This is a genomic window from Gudongella ferriphila (genome assembly GCF_046224405.1).
Classification (GTDB): domain Bacteria; phylum Bacillota; class Clostridia; order Tissierellales; family Tissierellaceae; genus Gudongella.
This window is the reverse complement of record NZ_JBJXRK010000004.1, coordinates 15,130-31,396: the sequence shown is the minus strand read 5'-3', so window position 1 is coordinate 31,396 and position 16,267 is coordinate 15,130. Positions and strand designations below refer to the sequence as shown.

At 44.8% G+C, this 16,267-nt stretch carries 12 protein-coding genes and 1 riboswitch; of the genes, 11 read left to right on the top strand and 1 reads right to left on the bottom strand.

Annotated features, from left to right (window positions below):
- Positions 1 to 47 precede the first annotated feature (47 nt).
- Complete coding sequence (locus ACKVDP_RS04315) at positions 48 to 950, top strand: DMT family transporter (protein ID WP_409227582.1); 903 nt, start codon at positions 48 to 50, stop codon at positions 948 to 950.
- Positions 951 to 970: 20 nt separating this feature from the next.
- On the opposite strand, the gene ACKVDP_RS04310 is transcribed toward ACKVDP_RS04315, so the two are convergent.
- Positions 971 to 2,818, bottom strand: a complete 1,848-nt coding sequence (locus ACKVDP_RS04310) for an aldehyde ferredoxin oxidoreductase family protein (RefSeq protein ID WP_409227581.1) — start codon at positions 2,816 to 2,818, stop codon at positions 971 to 973.
- Between the two features lie 46 nt (positions 2,819 to 2,864).
- Positions 2,865 to 2,992, bottom strand: a riboswitch (molybdenum cofactor riboswitch).
- Between the two features lie 251 nt (positions 2,993 to 3,243).
- Here ACKVDP_RS04310 and ACKVDP_RS04305 point away from each other — a divergent pair.
- From ACKVDP_RS04305 to arsB, 10 genes are all read left to right on the top strand, one after another.
- Positions 3,244 to 6,237 (top strand): HD domain-containing phosphohydrolase, encoded by a 2,994-nt coding sequence (locus ACKVDP_RS04305; RefSeq protein ID WP_409227580.1) that lies wholly within the window; start codon positions 3,244 to 3,246, stop codon positions 6,235 to 6,237.
- 185 nt (positions 6,238 to 6,422) lie between these two features.
- Complete coding sequence (locus ACKVDP_RS04300; RefSeq protein WP_409227579.1) at positions 6,423 to 9,677, top strand: S-layer homology domain-containing protein; 3,255 nt, start codon at positions 6,423 to 6,425, stop codon at positions 9,675 to 9,677.
- 234 nt (positions 9,678 to 9,911) lie between these two features.
- A complete protein-coding gene (locus tag ACKVDP_RS04295) occupies positions 9,912 to 10,838 on the top strand; it encodes a GDSL-type esterase/lipase family protein (protein ID WP_409227578.1) in 927 nt (308 codons plus the stop codon).
- Between the two features lie 140 nt (positions 10,839 to 10,978).
- Positions 10,979 to 11,899 (top strand): ketopantoate reductase family protein, encoded by a 921-nt coding sequence (locus ACKVDP_RS04290; protein WP_409227577.1) that lies wholly within the window; start codon positions 10,979 to 10,981, stop codon positions 11,897 to 11,899.
- Positions 11,900 to 12,048: 149 nt separating this feature from the next.
- Positions 12,049 to 12,405, top strand: a complete 357-nt coding sequence (locus ACKVDP_RS04285; RefSeq protein WP_409227576.1) for an ArsR/SmtB family transcription factor — start codon at positions 12,049 to 12,051, stop codon at positions 12,403 to 12,405.
- A gap of 16 nt (positions 12,406 to 12,421) precedes the next feature.
- The gene (locus ACKVDP_RS04280; protein WP_409227575.1) at positions 12,422 to 13,426 is read left to right on the top strand and encodes a permease; all 1,005 of its coding nucleotides are present in this window, start codon (positions 12,422 to 12,424) and stop codon (positions 13,424 to 13,426) included.
- Positions 13,427 to 13,550: 124 nt separating this feature from the next.
- Positions 13,551 to 14,393, top strand: a complete 843-nt coding sequence (locus ACKVDP_RS04275; protein ID WP_409227574.1) for a universal stress protein — start codon at positions 13,551 to 13,553, stop codon at positions 14,391 to 14,393.
- Positions 14,394 to 14,435: 42 nt separating this feature from the next.
- Positions 14,436 to 14,663 (top strand): thioredoxin family protein, encoded by a 228-nt coding sequence (locus tag ACKVDP_RS04270; protein ID WP_409227573.1) that lies wholly within the window; start codon positions 14,436 to 14,438, stop codon positions 14,661 to 14,663.
- A 117-nt stretch (positions 14,664 to 14,780) separates the two neighbouring features.
- A complete protein-coding gene (locus tag ACKVDP_RS04265; RefSeq protein WP_458306236.1) occupies positions 14,781 to 15,161 on the top strand; it encodes an ArsR/SmtB family transcription factor in 381 nt (126 codons plus the stop codon).
- A 27-nt stretch (positions 15,162 to 15,188) separates the two neighbouring features.
- A complete protein-coding gene (arsB, locus tag ACKVDP_RS04260) occupies positions 15,189 to 16,238 on the top strand; it encodes an ACR3 family arsenite efflux transporter (protein ID WP_409227571.1) in 1,050 nt (349 codons plus the stop codon).
- The last annotated feature ends 29 nt before the right edge of the window (positions 16,239 to 16,267 follow it).

The window sequence follows — 16,267 nt, the reverse complement described above, 5'->3', positions numbered from 1 at the left end:
CAAACATTGATATTCGTCCTTCTGCATAAATGAGGGGTGGATATCTTTTGGACCATAAAGAGTTAAGGTACAGCTTAATGGCATTGTTAGGAGCGATTCTTTGGGGAACAATTGGAACGGCACAACATTTTGCACCTGAAGAAGCCACGCCTCTATCAATTGGTGCAGTGAGACTGGCCATAGGCGGGGGAGCAATCATGCTGTATGCATTCCTGAGAGGGAAACTTGTAGGACGGGAGATGTTTTCAAAAGTCAGTACATATATTGGAGCGGTAAGCATGGCTTCGGCTCAGCTTACTTTCTTTGTAGCTGTTAAATTGACTGGGGTGGCAATGGGAACGGTTGTTGCCATTGGAAGTGCACCAATATTCGCTGGTCTGATATCAATAATTGTAAACAAGGAAGTTCCGGGGTTTAAATGGCTAGCTTCAACAATGGTTTCAGTAATTGGATGCATCCTATTGGTTATGGGCAGGGGAGCCCTGTTAATTGATATGAATGGAATACTTCTGGCACTGGGATCAGGCTTTTTTTATGCAGTATACACTGCAGCCACAAAGAACCTGCTGGGAGATTATTCCCCTGAGATGGTTACGGGGGTAATATTTACAATAGGAGCATTAATCCTATCACCTTTTTTGCTGATTTATAGCCTGGATTGGCTTAAGACTCCACAAGGAATTGGTGTAGCCCTTCATCTGGGCTTGGTCACCAGTGCATTTGCATACATAATTTTTTCATACGGACTATCAGGGATAAAATTGCACAAGGCAGCGACACTGAATCTGGCTGAGCCTGTTACAGCAGCTCTTTTAGGAGTGTTTTTCCTTAAGGAAGGCTTGTCAGTTCTTTCAGGTCTTGGTATGGGTCTGGTATTTACAGGTCTTTTGATACTTTCCATATCAAGACCAGCTAAGAAAAAAAATAAAACACTGGGGATGATAGAATAAAAATCATCCCCAGTATTTTGCTACATCAGCTTCAATCTCTTCAAGGTCTCCTCTGTGGGCTGTCCTGTCTCCTTGTCCCAGCCCATGCTTTCGTAGAACTCATCCAGCATGACCTCGGCATTTGCCACCTGGCCCTTTCCAAGGCCATCAGGTGCTGGCTCCTGGGCAAGTCTAACAGGAAGCTTTTCATCCTTGCGTCCAAAGCCCTCTCTGGCGTTGAACAATCTCTCAAGGTTTATTACCCTTTCAGAGGCTCCCATCATCTCCTTAAGGGTCTTTTCATCCCCTGTGGCAGCATTGTAGAGCCCTGTCCAGGTGCTGCCCTTCACCGCAAGGGTTATACTTGCGAAGAGGCAAACCCCAAGGAGGTTGGTCATCATTGAAAGCTCCATAAAGGGCTTGACCCACCACTTCTTCTCATCCTCAAATGGGGATACCTTTTCATTTATCCCCAGCTCCGGCTCAAGATACCCAAAGGCATCGATTACTGAAGCATATGGTCTAAGGTGGTCCGCGCCTCTTGGGGAGATAAGGTGTGACAGGGATTCTCCCTTGCTGGCCCTTACTCCACAGGATGCAAGCTCCATTCCCTTGACCTGGAATACGTACTTCTCAGCCTCTGGACCTATTTTTCTCGCCGCCCTCAGGGAACCTTCAGCCAATACGTCCCCAAAGCCTTCCCTGTTTGCGATCATCTCTGTCATTTTAACCATTGACTCGGCATTTCCAAAGGACAGGTCGATTCCACCTGTGGTCTCCAGGTCAATCAAACCCTTCTCAAACCATTCCATTGCAGAGGCTATGGTCTGCCCGGTGGATATGGTATCAAGGCCCATGCGGTTGCATATATAGCCGGCCTTTGTTATTGCATTAAGATCATCAACAAAGCACTTGGAGCCGAAGGCGCCAACTGTCTCGTACTCTGGGCCTCCTCCGGTTTCGCCCTTGTATTGTCCCTCCATGATTTCAGTGTGTCTGCCGCAGGCGATGGGGCATCCAAAGCAGGCCCATGCCTTTACGTTCAGGGTATCGTGGTATGCCTTGTGACCAATCTTGTCCATGGCGGAATCAAAGGTTGTCAGCTGCCAGTTCTTGGTGGGCAGAAGACCAAGGGCATTTATGGAATCAGTAAAGGAAGGGGTGCCAAAGGGCTTGAGCTCCTCCCGTACAAAGGCTTCTGCGTCAAGCTCCTCCCGAGCCCTCTTGGAGAATTGGTCCATCATGTCAGGGTTGTCCACCTCAAGCTTTCCGGTCCCGTATACTGCCAGGGCCTTAAGGTTTTTACCCCCCATTATGGCTCCAGGACCTCCACGGCCAGCCGCCCTGTGCTTGTCGATCATTATTGAGGATATAAGGGAAAGCCTTTCACCTGCCGGACCGATCTCTGCAATCCTCACCTTGGACTCCCCAAGCTCCTGGCGGATTGCATCCTCGGTTTCCTCAGTATTCTTGCCCCAAAGAGCAGCGGCGTCCTTGAAATGAACCCCTTCGTCCTTGATGTAGACATATACCGGGGTTTCACTCCTGCCAGTGATTATGATTACATCATAGCCTGCCCTCTTTATCATTGGTGCAAGGTGCCCGCCAACATTTGTCATGCCGATGGTACCTGTAAGGGGAGACTTGTAGCCGATGCAAAGTCTGCCGGCCGAGGGTGCCTTAGTTCCGGTCAAGGGACCTGTGGTAAAAACAAGCATGTTCCTTTCATCCATTGGGTCCATGCCAGGCTCAAGATGGTCGAAAAGAATCCTTGCCGCATAGCCCTCGCCGCCTACATAGAGATCCTTCCATTCCTCATTGATTTGTACAGTTTCCGTACTTCTGTCACTTAAGTTGATCCTAAGGATTTTTCCCGTCAGTGTACTCATTTAAATCCCTCCTTCAAATTATCAAAAACACAATAAAGGGGCTATCCACCGTAAGTGAACAACCCCTTTGCAAGCATGGCAGGTCAGAAAATCTCTTTTCTGGCCCAGTGTTCTGAGTTTCCGATTTGCGTCAATCATGATGTGGGAAAGACAGAATCGGAGTCCATATGAATCTTTTCAACTTAATAGTAACAGATTGTGAACATAATTTCAATACAATATTACGGTAAAGCGCATATGCTGCTTCATCCTTTAAGGACAAAGACAACAGTCCTGATGATTGACAAAATAATATTCATAATGACTAATTGATAAATATATGATAAAATTGTAAGGTATGAAAATTTGTATTTTTACTTATTATCAGACAATTATACACAATTTGCAATCATTACATTATCAATTAGAAAAGGGGAGGGGAAGACTTGAAGCAGATCCATAAGAGAATTAGAATGTTAATCTTAATAATAGTCGCTGTGGTCTTCCTGTCCATATATATTGGAATAAACGAACCCATATCCTCTAGCCTTGAAGAGGGAGTTTTAAGGGACTTTCAGCTGACAACATACAACAAGTACCAGGTACTGAACGAAAGGCTGATAAACATAAGCAACAGTACCAGGTCACTATCAAGCAGGACCAACATAAAAAACGCCATAAGGAATTACCTCAATGGAGATATGGACTTTGAGGAGCTAAGGGAATACACAGTGCCAAGATATGAGGAGGGCATTGCAGCCTTTGACAGGTCAAGGACTGCCGGAAGGGTCACAGTGGATGGGCGCATTGTCCATGTGGTTGGCCCTGACAAAAACATCAAGAACTATATAAACTGGGATGAGACGGAGGTTGTGCTGAACCACTTCTCCCATGGGGTTGTTGTGGTCCAGTCGCCAATAATGGATGGTGAGGATATACTTGGATTTGATGTGGTCTTGACGGATATCAGTCCGATTATTAGAGAGATGGAAGCAGACGGCTACAAAATTGAGTTTCTCATTGCTCAGTATGAGGATTCCGTTACCAGAGAGGATGGAAGGGTGACCTCCTACATCCACAGTGACTCTATGGGAAAGACAGTAGCCATAAGCTTGTCTGAGGATGAGGTTCTGGGACCATTGATAGAGTTTAGGAAAAACATTTACCTAAGGTATATCATTGTATTGGCGGTTGTGTTTCTTATAATCCAGTTTCTGGGTGTAAGGTACATCCAGCAGTTCATCAGGGAGCAGCAAAGGCTTAAAAATGCTGCCGAGGAAAATGAAAAGGAAAAGAGAACCCTTATAGATGAAATGAATCAAGGCTTTCTTCTTGTAAAAGCAACCAACAGGGGATATGAGGATTTTCAGGACTATGAAATTGTGGATGCAAACAATACCTTTGAGGTCATGTCATCAATGCCCAAGGATGAAATTCTAAGCAAATCCCTTTTCCAACTTGTATCCATAAGCAACAGGGTGGACACGGGACAAATAGACCAGGTTCTTGAAACAGGTGAGTCAAGGCAATTTGAATACCATGTAGAAGAGCTTGGAAGATGGTGGAACCTGTCTGTATATCGGCCTAGGGAAGCATATCTTGCAATAGTTCTTGATGACATCACTGAAAAGAAGCACATGGAGCTAAAGCTCAAGGAGAGGGAAAAAACCATGAGCATAACACTTGATGTAGCTGGTGAGGGCTTGTGGGACTGGCACTTTGAAGAGGGAGTAGTAAGGCACAACAAGAAGTGGTGTGAAATCATGGGAGTTCCCTACGATACGGACTATCACAAAATAGACCAGTTTGTGGCTCAGGTCCATCCGGAGGATGAGGAGAAGCTAAGAGATAACATAGCCAGGGCCATAAGTGGTCAGGAAAACCTATACAGTGAACATCGCATGACCCTTCCTGATGGAAGGACCATCTGGATCAGGGACAGGGGAACGCTCCTTAGGGACGAGAACGGAAAGCCCGTAAGGATGCTAGGGAGCATGGCTGACATCACTGCCCAGAAAAAGGCTGAGCAGGAGCTGTTCCTGGAAAAGGAGATATTCCAGTCAACCCTACTGTCAGTTGAGGATGGAATCATATCAACCGATGTAGAAGGCAGGATTACAGTACTCAACCCGGCAGCTGAGGAAATGACCGGATGGGCCTTCAAGGAAGCACAGGGAAAGCTGCTGAAGGATGTATTTCTATTGCATCATCCAGAGACCAGAAAACCTGAGGATATCCTTATGGTGGCTCGACAGACCGGAAACGGGAATCATAGGCGGGGTCTTATGATCACCAAGTCCGGGGAGGAAGTGATCCTCAATAACAGCATTGCCACCGTAAGACTCCAAAGTGGAGAGACCAAGGGATATGTTATAGTCTTTAGGGATATTACCGAATCAGTCAGGAAGCAGAAAAAGATTGAATACCTTAGCTTCCATGACGAACTGACCGGACTCTACAACAGAAGATATGTAGAGGATGCCATCAAGCGATTGGATACCGTAAGGAATCTTCCCTTCACAGTCATGATAGTTGACATGAACAACCTGAAGCTGACCAATGATATTTTTGGACATGAAATGGGAGACCGCATCATCAGGGAGGCTGCAAATCTCCTTAGGGAGACCTTCAGAGCCGATGACATCATTGCCAGAACAGGCGGGGATGAGTTCCTAATCCTCCTTCCCAAGACCTCGGCAGAGGAAGCCAGGGAGATCAAGGAGCGGATCCAAAGGAATGGTCATGATCACAGGGTTGAATCACTCAGGCTTTCACTTGCTGTTGGATTCTCAACAAAGACAAGTGAAGGGGAAGCAATTGATGACAATCTAAGGTATGCGGACTCCTATATGTATGAAAACAAACACTTGAACAACAAGGATGTGAAGAAGAAAATCATTCTGGATTTCCTGGAGGAGAACAGGAAAAAATTTGAGGATGAAAAGCAGCACAATGAAGAAACCAGCCAGATGGCAGCCAGCCTGTACAGGGAGACTGGGAAGTCGAAGGAAGAGGCTGAGGATTTCAGGAAGGCTGTTGAGCTTCACGACATCGGAAAGATTATCGTTTCCCAGGAGATATTGAACAAGAGGGATCCTTTGACCAATGAAGAGATGATAATCATCAAGAGGCACTCTCAGGCAGGCTATGAAATACTCAGAATTCTAGGACACCATGAAAAGTATGCCAAGGCCATTCGTTATCATCACGAACGCTTTGATGGAAAGGGCTATCCCGAAGGACTTGAGGGTGAGGAGATTCCATTGGAGTCAAGGGTAATTGCAATAGCGGATGCCTACCAGTCAATGGTATCCCACAGACCCTACAGAAATCCCATGAGCCTTGAGGATGCTGTCAAGGAGCTGAGGGAAAATGCCGGAAGCCAGTTTGATCCCGGGCTTGTTGAAATCTTCATAGAGAAAGTGATACCAAAGCTATAGAATTAAGCAAGGACTGCAAACAATCATCACTGTGTTTGCAGTTTTTTTGTAAATTTCAAGCCGATGACTTTAAAACTTTAATGCGATGAACGATTGTGGGTATAAATCCACTGAGAAGAGCACAATCAGAAAAGGAAAGGAATGAGTGAGATGAAAATAAGATTAAAAAAGCCGTAAGCTTCCTGTTGGTCTTTGCTATACTCTTTGGAAGCTCCTCAAGCCTTGTGGCGGAAACGCAATCATCAATCTTTGATGGAACCCAGAGCGGCTGGGCAGAGGAGGAGCTTATTGAAGCATACAACCTTGATCTGACATATCCTGGTGTAATGAATAGCTACAGGAAGAATATCACACGAGAGGAGTTCTGCATCCTTGCCGTCAGGCTCTATGAAGCCCTGTCAGGGAACCAGGCAATGGGAGGAGTTAATCCCTTCCAGGACACAAAGAATGAGGATATTGTAAAGGCATTTCATCTGGGAATTGTGAAGGGTGTGAGCGCAACAGAATTTGCCCCATACAAGGACATAACAAGACAGGAGATCTGTGTAATGATACACAGGACCTTAAAGGTTGCCTTAACTGGGATACAGGAGAGCTACACAGGGGAGTTTCCATTTTCCGATCAGAACCAGATAGCATCCTGGGCAATGGACTCAGTAAGGTTCGCATATGGAAACGGCATAATGAAGGGGATAGGAAGCAACCTCATTGGACCCCTCCAGAACACAACCAGGGAACAGGCAATCGTACTTATGAAAAGGACCTATGTAAGCTTCAAGGATGGGGAGCCCCAGGGACCGATACTGCAAAACCCTGGAATTCTGTTGCCTGAGGACAATTCGGGGATCATCTCAACCTACAGCAATATCCTAAACCTGACCAATCCCTTGGAGAACTTCAGAGCCATGGAGGGTGGAAATCTATTCTTTCCCCAATATGATGACAGGATCGACCTTTACGTTGCCACCGGCGAAGCAAAGCCACTTGGCAAGCCAAGCACCGGATCCTTGATTCTGCAGCCCATCAACATCAACTTAATGGCAACTGAAGTGCAGAAGAATGTCTACACAGATTCCACCATGACGGCATTTGTGGACAGGGAAGGGGAATCGAAGAGGTGGTTCTACTTTAACCTGAATGATGCAGCAGCTGCCACCAAGGTAGTTTGGCAGGTTTCTCAGGTTCAGTTCAATGGCTTTGAGACAAACTGGAAAAGTCCTGTTGGACTACTGGCCTCCGGTGAAGTGGGGGCAGGGACAAAAGAGTTTCAGATTGACTTTTCAAGCATTAAGCTGGCCTCAACAGACGATATTATTAAGGTTACCGTAAACACAAGCCTAATAAATACCAACTTGATAAACACCGACATCATAAAGACAGATACAATCAATACGGACCTTATTAAGCCTACAACAATAAATCTGGATGCCCTAAAGCTTAAGACCGGATACAAGCCCATAACATCAAACAGGTCCGTCTACTACGTAAGGGCAATCCCCATTGACAGTTTGGGCAAGCCAATAGGAGACCCTGGAAAGGGCATAGCTGTCATCTATGGAGAAAGGATTCCTGAGGTCAATTTTGACGGTAAAATCAGCGCTGACTTTCAGCTGTGGACACCTGTGGCATCAGGGGGGATAGTTGGTGGAGAGTATCCCAACTATCCTGAGTTTAGACCGATTTTCAGAGTTGAACCTAGACTAGAGAACAACAGGCTGTTCCACTTCAATGGGATCGACCCGTCAGTTGAAAGGATAGTACTCCAATTCTCCACTGAAAAGTTCCCAACCACAGGAGGAGCGTGGCCAAATACACCAAATATCATCCATGAGGTGGAGTATGACCTTCCTGTTCCCTTTGTTCACAGCAACTATCCAAATACAGTGATGGTGGATATAGCCAAGTTTGCCAAGCCTGTAAATGAAATGAAGGAAGGGGACGCCATCAAATACTATGTAAGGGGCGTAACGCTTAAACCTTCAATCATTCCCGGGGAGTACCAGGTAAAATACTCATCTCCATTGACTATGGAATACGAGTTTGGAAAGCCCGTAACCTACTACAGCGACAATCCATACAAGTACGTGACCAAGCTTCCATACTCCCTGCCCGACATAAGCATCAAGGAGTATGTAAAGCCAAGATGGCCTGATAAGAACTACATGGAGCACTATTATGTATACAGGGCTCCCAAATGGAATGAGATCCAGTCGAAATTCAAGAATTCCCAGACCGGGGAGATCCTCTACCCATATATGACCCATATAGCATACTACAAGGACAAGGGAATAGATACTCCAGAGGAATACGAAAAGGAAATGATTCCAAGGGTACTGGCACTTAATACAAAGGTCCACATTCCCAAACCGGAAGATAAGGACGAAGCCTGGTACCAGCAGCTATTTGCGGGAGTGGTAAACTTCTTCAAGGATCTTGCAGGTGTCATAAAGACAATCGTAAACCAGGTAAGCGATGCATATGCAAGGCTGAAGAACAAGCTTATAATGTCCATAGTAAACATCTTTCCTCTGGGAGAGCCATTCAAGGCCTACTTTAAGGCCACTCTGGAGGCCTGGGCCAATTACGGACTCATGTGGCTGGGAATTCCACCGACACTTCCAAACTTCGACCAGCTGGCTGAAATGAGCATGGATTACTATGTCCAGGTGGTTCTCACTGAAACTGGAATTCCACAGAATGACTGGACTGAACAATTGGTTGAGGACATTACAGTTGAAATGGGCAAGCAGCTTGATCAGGCTGCCAACTATGCGGACAAGAACCCCATAGATGCGCCATTCCTAAAGCTTGACCCGGACTATATGTACAGACCAGCCTATGTTGACCTTGAGATAAGCAACCCCACAGAAAAGCCCACTGTTCCTGGAATGATCGAGACGAATGTCACCTTTGAGTTTGGCTACTATGACATAGTCAATCCAGCTACTGGACTATACCTGGAGTTTCCTTCACATTATGCCTACAGCTCAGATGCAGCCTGGCAAAACCGGACAACCTATGTAAATCACTTTGAAAAGGGCCTGAACGGATACACCGTCAACTACGTCCAGGGCTATAAGGCAGTTTATGATGTATTCATTCCAATGAAGGAAGTAAAGGTTCCAAGTCTAAGAAAAGGAGACTCAACAAAGATGAGGGTCTATCTTGAGCCATTCAAGGATGGAGGATTTACCAGATATCCTGGAGCTGAGGGAGTATCATATGTTGATTTTGAAAACATGTACTTCAATAATGGAAACAAGAAACTCACCTATTTCAACATAAGGGGCGTGTTCCCAACAGCTGAAGAGTTATATCTGAAGGGGGAAGGTATTTTCTACCTTGACCCTGAGACACAATACGTGTACTTCAATGAAAGCAAGGCACCCAAGACAAGCGAAAGGCTTCAGAAGCCTGTCAGTGTGGATTGGAAGAAATAGTTCCAAGGAAGCAAGAATGGACCAAGGCAAGGGGCAGTCACTCAATCTTCTCCTTGCCTCTGGTTTGCGGCATATATCAGATGGGTATAAGTCTAACGAAAATACATAGTTAAAAGACAAGGGGGCAATGATCTTAAGAGTAAGCTGGACGCCTATGCTCTTAAGGGAACCGGGGCGTAACCGACCATCTAAGGTCGGTTTTTTGTTGTTTTGTATTATGGAGGCGATGAGTATATGAAGAGAAAATTTTTACCTATCATAATGATATTGGTATTACTTATAGGGTTGCCAGTTCAGGCATTGGCGGCGAGACCGGATATGGATGAAGGACTTAAATACTTGAATATAGGAGATTCAATAGCAGTTGGACTTAGTGCAGACCCTGGAATGAGTTACTTCGAACTTTATGCAGCCTATCTTGAGGATAGCTTTGGACTTGACGGAAACTGGCCATATCCAGGAGCTGGCGGAGCATATAATGCAGGCGTTGAAGGACTGGACAGCATGGAGCTGCTGAAGGGATTGCAGGATAGTCCTCAGCTTAAAGGTCTTGTAATGCAGGCCGATGTTATTACCATAAGCATCGGAGGCAATAACATGCTGACACCAGTTATTGGTGCAGTGGCTGAGTTGTATGATGTTGATCCATTAGATTATGATACATCAGAGGAGTTTATGCAGGCTCTTCTATATACAATTGGTTATCAAGGCGAGATGTCATGGAATATTAAGCTTGCAGCATTCACAGAATCAGCCTTAAGCTCTGAACCGGGAAGTCTGGGCTGGATGCTTGAAGCAAGAACCGCCCAATTCCTATCAGACTGGCCAGATATTCTGGATGAAATTGAAAATATAAACCCGGATGCCCAGATTATAGCCATGACCCTTTACAACCCAATCGAAAAGGATGACAACAAGGCACTCTATGACAGATATGAAGAGCTTGTCAGACCAATGAACATGGCAATGATGAGAACCCAGAACAGGGTAACCCTGGCCAGGGTAGAGAAGGCGTCTTCCAAGGAAGCTGATGCTGTGGCCTTTAAGCTCACATGGACCAATCAAATGCCACCAGTATTGATTGACCCACATCCAACAACACTGGGTCACGGAATAATCTTTGATGCACTAATGAAAACCAGAAATCCAAGATCATTCTAGCTATGATATTGATATTTAAACCCCTTGTCATTTAACTTTAATGCGTCAGCCAAAATTTGGTTGGCGTATTATATTTATGCAGATAAAGTGGTATAATCATATTTAATATTTACTGAGATTCTCGAAAGGAGTGTAGAAATTTGGCTATAGAAAAGGTTTCAATTGTGGGAATGGGGTCCCTTGGACTGATATTTGGCAGCCTTCTTATGGATAGGCTAGGAAGGGAAAATGTTCAATTTGTAATGGATGAAAAGAGGCTCAAGAGGTACTCAGGAGTGGAGAGGCTCATCAACGGAAAGAGGTATGACTTTAATCTGGCTTCTGGAAATGAGGAAGGTGAGCCTGCCGACCTTCTCATATTCGCAGTTAAGTCAACAGGCCTTGAGGAGGCAATCCAGACAGTAAGGAACAGGGTATCCGGGGATACAATAATCATTTCGCTTCTAAACGGTATTACAAGCGAAAAGATCATAGGTGAAGCCTTTGGTGAGGAAAAGGTGCTTTACACCATAGCAGAGGGGATGGACCCCATCAGAAGCGGACATAATCTTGACTACACAAAAATGGGTTTGGTCCGGATAGGAATAGACCAGGAGACGGAAGGGAAAAAGAGAAAGCTTAAGGAGGTTCTTGAGATTTTTGATAGGACGGGATTCCCCTATATCCTTGAAGATGATGTTATGCAGAGACTATGGAGCAAGTTCATGCTCAATGTAGGTGTAAACCAGGTGCTTATGATCCATGAGGGAAACTACGATACAATCCAGAAACCCGGACCGGCAAGAGAAATGATGATCGCTGCCATGAGGGAGGTTGTCCAGCTAGCAGAAAAGGAGAGCATTAGAATCACGGAAGAGGACATCAATTATTACGTATCCCTGATTGATTCCCTGAACCCTGAGGGGATGCCTTCAATGAGGTTTGACGGGCTGAACAGGATAAAATCAGAGGTTGAGCTGTTTTCCGGAATGGTTCTGGAGCTGGGGAAAAAGCATGGTGTTCCCACTCCAATCAATGAGGAAATCTACAACAGGATAAGGGAAATTGAATCTAAATATTAAGATTTTGAGAAAAACGTCAATGGGAAAATCATTGGCGTTTTTCTTTGAAGAATTTTACCCAAAAGGATTGACAAGTATGAGACAAGGGAGTAACATATACATATACTCATAAGTGCATATGAGAATATGACTCTTGAAAGGAGACAATTATGGATCAACTTACCAACCTTTTTAAGGTCCTGTCAGACGGGACAAGACTTAGAGTTGTTGTTCTTCTTCACAAGGAAGAGCTTTGTGTATGCGAGCTTGTTGGGGTTCTTGACATGTCCCAGCCCAAGATATCAAAAAGCCTTTCCAAATTAAGGGACCTGAATCTGGTCCAGGACGAACGAAAGGAAAAGTTTGTCTTTTACAGTCTGAAGAAGGACAATGAAATACTCAATGGGATAATTGAAGGGATTCTGGAAAATGTTCATGACTATCCCCAGGTGCAGGAGGATATTAAAAGACTTTCCGAAAAGGAAAAGTACCTGGATCAGTGTAATCCCATATCAATACTAGAATAGACAGAGGAGTGATAAAATGGCAATTTTCAGTTGGCTTAACAGCCAGTTGTTGAAAATGGAGTGGCTGTACAACCTTGTAGAACTGCTTGTAGAGAATGTGTTCGGAATGGACATAAACGAAAGAATAGGTGGAAGTGTACATTTCTTCATCTACGATGTGGTAAAGATATTTATCTTGCTATCATTTCTTATTTTCACAATTTCATATATCCAAAGCTTCTTTCCACCCGAAAGGACCAGAAAAATCCTTGGAAGGTACAAGGGAATCACTGCAAACATCCTTGGAGCACTTTTAGGAACAGTGACGCCATTTTGCTCCTGTTCATCGATCCCATTGTTCATCGGATTTACCAGCGCTGGACTTCCCATAGGAGTCACCTTCTCATTCCTTATATCATCCCCGCTTGTTGACCTTGCATCGGTACTGCTCCTTGCAAGTATATTCAACTGGAGAATAGCCATAGCATATGTTGTGGTGGGACTGATACTTGCAGTTATCGGTGGCTCCATCATAAGCATAGCAAAGCTTGAAAAGTATGTTGAACCCTTTGTATTTGGAAATCAGATGGCCAACGGAGAGCAGGATGAGCTAACAACCAGGGACAGACTTGTATTTGCAAAGGACCAGGTCCTAGACATCATCAACAAGGTTTGGCTCTACATCCTTATAGGAGTTGGAATAGGTGCCCTTATCCACAACTGGATACCTGAGAGCGTCATTTCAGCCATACTTGGCCAGGACAAGTGGTATTCCGTTGTACTTGCAACTTTTGTGGGAGTGCCAATGTATGCTGACATATTCGGAACACTTCCCATAGCAGAGGCTCTTGTCACAAAGGGAGTTGGCATCGGAACGGCACTTTCATTTATGATGGCTGTTACAGCACTTTCACTTCCTTCCATGATTTTGCTTAAGAAGGTTGTAAAAACTAAGCTGCTGGTCATATTTGCAGGCATAGTAACTCTTGGAATACTCATAATAGGATACGGCTTCAACGCCCTGGGGCACTTGTTTATTTAGAATTGTATCCACAATTCTCAACAATTAGCTATGAAGCCCAATAAATCAGGGGTATAAATCAAGTAGAACAGCATGAATAAAAGTAGATCCTGTTACTTAAAAGCCTTTATGGGGAGGGGTTAAAATGTTTGAGAAGATAATCATATCCTCGGAGCCATCCTCTGAGAAGAATGATCTAACTGAATGCATGAAGGGATTTAGAAGACTTGGGGCAAAGAAATGCCTGCTTTTGTACTGTCTTGACCCTTATGAAGGAGGAGCCAAGGTTTCTTCATTCTATCAGAAGACCCTGGAGAAATATTCCGAAAAACAGACGGTAATACTTGAAGGTCTGGGATATAAGGTGGAGACGAAGGTTGAGATTGGAGAGCCTGACGATGAGGTAAACAGGCTTGCAAGGGATAAGGGCTATTCCCTGGCTGCAGTTGGCGGAACTACACATTCCATCCTGTGGGAGAAATTCCTGGGTGGCATGGAGTACAAGATAATACGTCATTCCAAAATACCAACCCTTGTTGTCAGGATAACGGAATTACACGATGATGAGCACCTGGTGGAGAAGTGCGACATAACAGACCGCATCCTCTTCCCAACGGACTTTTCAAAGAACTCCATGAGGGCCTTTGACCTTATCCTTGAAATGGTAAAGGCAGGAGTTAAAAATGTCAGCATCCTACATGTGGCAGAAAAGAATACAGGGGATGAAGTCACAGGAGATATTATGGACAGGCTTCAGGAACTGGAAGCAGAGCTTGTTAAGGCTGGAGTGGAAAAGGTCCAGGTGGAAATACTCTTCGGGGAGCCATCGGATGAAATCATAAGCTATGCCAAGGAGTCAGACACAACACTAGTGGTCATGGGAACCCAGGGAAGAGGCTTTCTCCAGGAGATATTCATCGGTAGCGTAAGCCATGACATGGTCCGGAAATCACCGGTTTCAGTGCTGCTGGTTCCAGCTGAAAGATAAATCGTATTAAATAATATAAATAAATTCAAGGAGGAATATTTTATGATAATCAAGGTTTTGGGAACAGGCTGCAAAAAGTGCCAGAAAACTGAGGAGAACGCAAGAGAGGCAGTAAAGGCTCTTGGAATCGATGCAACAATCGAGAAGGTGGAGGACGTTCAGGGAATCATGTCCTACGGGGTAATGGCAACTCCTGCCCTTGTAATTGACGAGCAGGTAAAGGTAAAGGGCAAGGTTCCAACGGTTGAAGAGATAAAGGCAATGCTTTAATGAAAATCTGCCAGATGATGAATTCATCTGGCAGATGAAAAGTTCATGTTGACATTGTTATTTTTTTGTTGTAGTATATGAGTGAAATCAAATATACGCATATAAGAGGTGATTGATTTGGATAATATTTTCAAGGCTCTCGGGGATGAGAACAGGCTGAGGATCCTTAATCTGCTTTTCAACTATGAGCTTTGCGTATGTGAATTCGAGGTGATTCTTGACCTGACCCAGTCCAATGTATCAAGGCATCTTGGAAAGCTCAAGAATGTGGGGATCATAACCGGCTACAAGGATGCCCAGTGGATTCACTACAGGATCAGCGACCAGTTCAAGAAGGAAAACAGGATGCTTATGGAATACCTCCAGAACAAGTTTGGTTCCGAGGGAGTTTTCATTGAAGACCTTAAAAAATGTAGTGCGTATGTGGAAAGTCCATATACATGTCAGACCATAAACAATGAAAGGGAACTTGTCCTTTCACTGTTTGAACTGCAATAATCAATATATTCTTATGGAGGCGATGAAATGACAAAACAAGACCTGTCCGGCATCAGTTTTTTTGAGAAATACCTTACAGTATGGGTAGCCCTTTGTATGGCAGTCGGTGTGGCAATCGGTGTATACCTGCCAGGGATACCGGAATTCCTAAGCAGATTCGAATACTACAGTGTATCAATTCCAGTGGCCATACTTATCTGGCTGATGATCTACCCGATGATGCTAAAGGTTGACTTCAAGAGCGTAAAGCAGGTTGGGGAGAACCCCAAGGGACTTATTGTAACATGGGTAACAAACTGGCTGATAAAGCCCTTTTCAATGTTTGCCATAGCCTACCTTTTCTTTAATGTATTCTACAGCAATCTTATCGACGGGGAGATGGCAAAGCAGTACCTGGCAGGAGCTGTGCTCCTTGGAGCGGCGCCATGTACGGCCATGGTATTTGTGTGGAGTCACCTTACAAAGGGAAACCCAGCATACACCTTGGTCCAGGTTGCCACTAACGACCTGATTATCCTGGTTGCCTTTGTACCCATAGTTGCACTTTTACTTGGGGTAAGTGATATAATCGTACCGTGGGGAACCCTCTTCCTTTCAGTGGTATTGTTTGTAGTGATCCCCCTTGTTGCAGGGGTTGTATCAAGGACGGTAATCACACGAAACAAAGGGCTTGAATACTTTGAAAAGGTTTATATTCCAAAGTTCAACAATGTTACAATCGGAGGACTGCTTCTTACCCTGATCATCATTTTCTCATTCCAGGGTCAGATCATAATTGAAAATCCAATAAACATCTTGCTGATTGCAATACCATTGATAATCCAGACCTTCCTGATCTTCTTCATAGCCTACATGTGGGCAAAGGCTTGGAAGCTGCCCCACAATGTGGCTGCACCTGCCGGAATGATCGGAGCGTCAAACTTCTTTGAATTGGCGGTTGCAGTGTCGATTTCAGTGTTCGGCCTGACTTCAGGGGCTGCAGTGGCGACGGTTGTAGGGGTGCTTGTGGAGGTCCCTGTAATGTTGCTTTTGGTTAAGATAGCGAATAACACAAGAGGCTGGTTTAAGACAGCCTAATGAAAGGTCCTTCCTCTGGAGGACCTTTT

What these genes read in the sequence shown, in the direction of transcription:
- ACKVDP_RS04285 (WP_409227576.1), top strand. Translation starts at nt 12,049, where the DNA reads ATGGATCAACTTACCAACCTTTTTAAGGTCCTGTCAGACGGGACAAGA.
- ACKVDP_RS04295 (WP_409227578.1), top strand. Translation starts at nt 9,912, where the DNA reads ATGAAGAGAAAATTTTTACCTATCATAATGATATTGGTATTACTTATA.
- ACKVDP_RS04280 (WP_409227575.1), top strand. Translation starts at nt 12,422, where the DNA reads ATGGCAATTTTCAGTTGGCTTAACAGCCAGTTGTTGAAAATGGAGTGG.
- ACKVDP_RS04270 (WP_409227573.1), top strand. Translation starts at nt 14,436, where the DNA reads ATGATAATCAAGGTTTTGGGAACAGGCTGCAAAAAGTGCCAGAAAACT.
- arsB (WP_409227571.1), top strand. Translation starts at nt 15,189, where the DNA reads ATGACAAAACAAGACCTGTCCGGCATCAGTTTTTTTGAGAAATACCTT.
- ACKVDP_RS04310 (WP_409227581.1), bottom strand. Translation starts at nt 2,818, where the DNA reads ATGAGTACACTGACGGGAAAAATCCTTAGGATCAACTTAAGTGACAGA.
- ACKVDP_RS04275 (WP_409227574.1), top strand. Translation starts at nt 13,551, where the DNA reads ATGTTTGAGAAGATAATCATATCCTCGGAGCCATCCTCTGAGAAGAAT.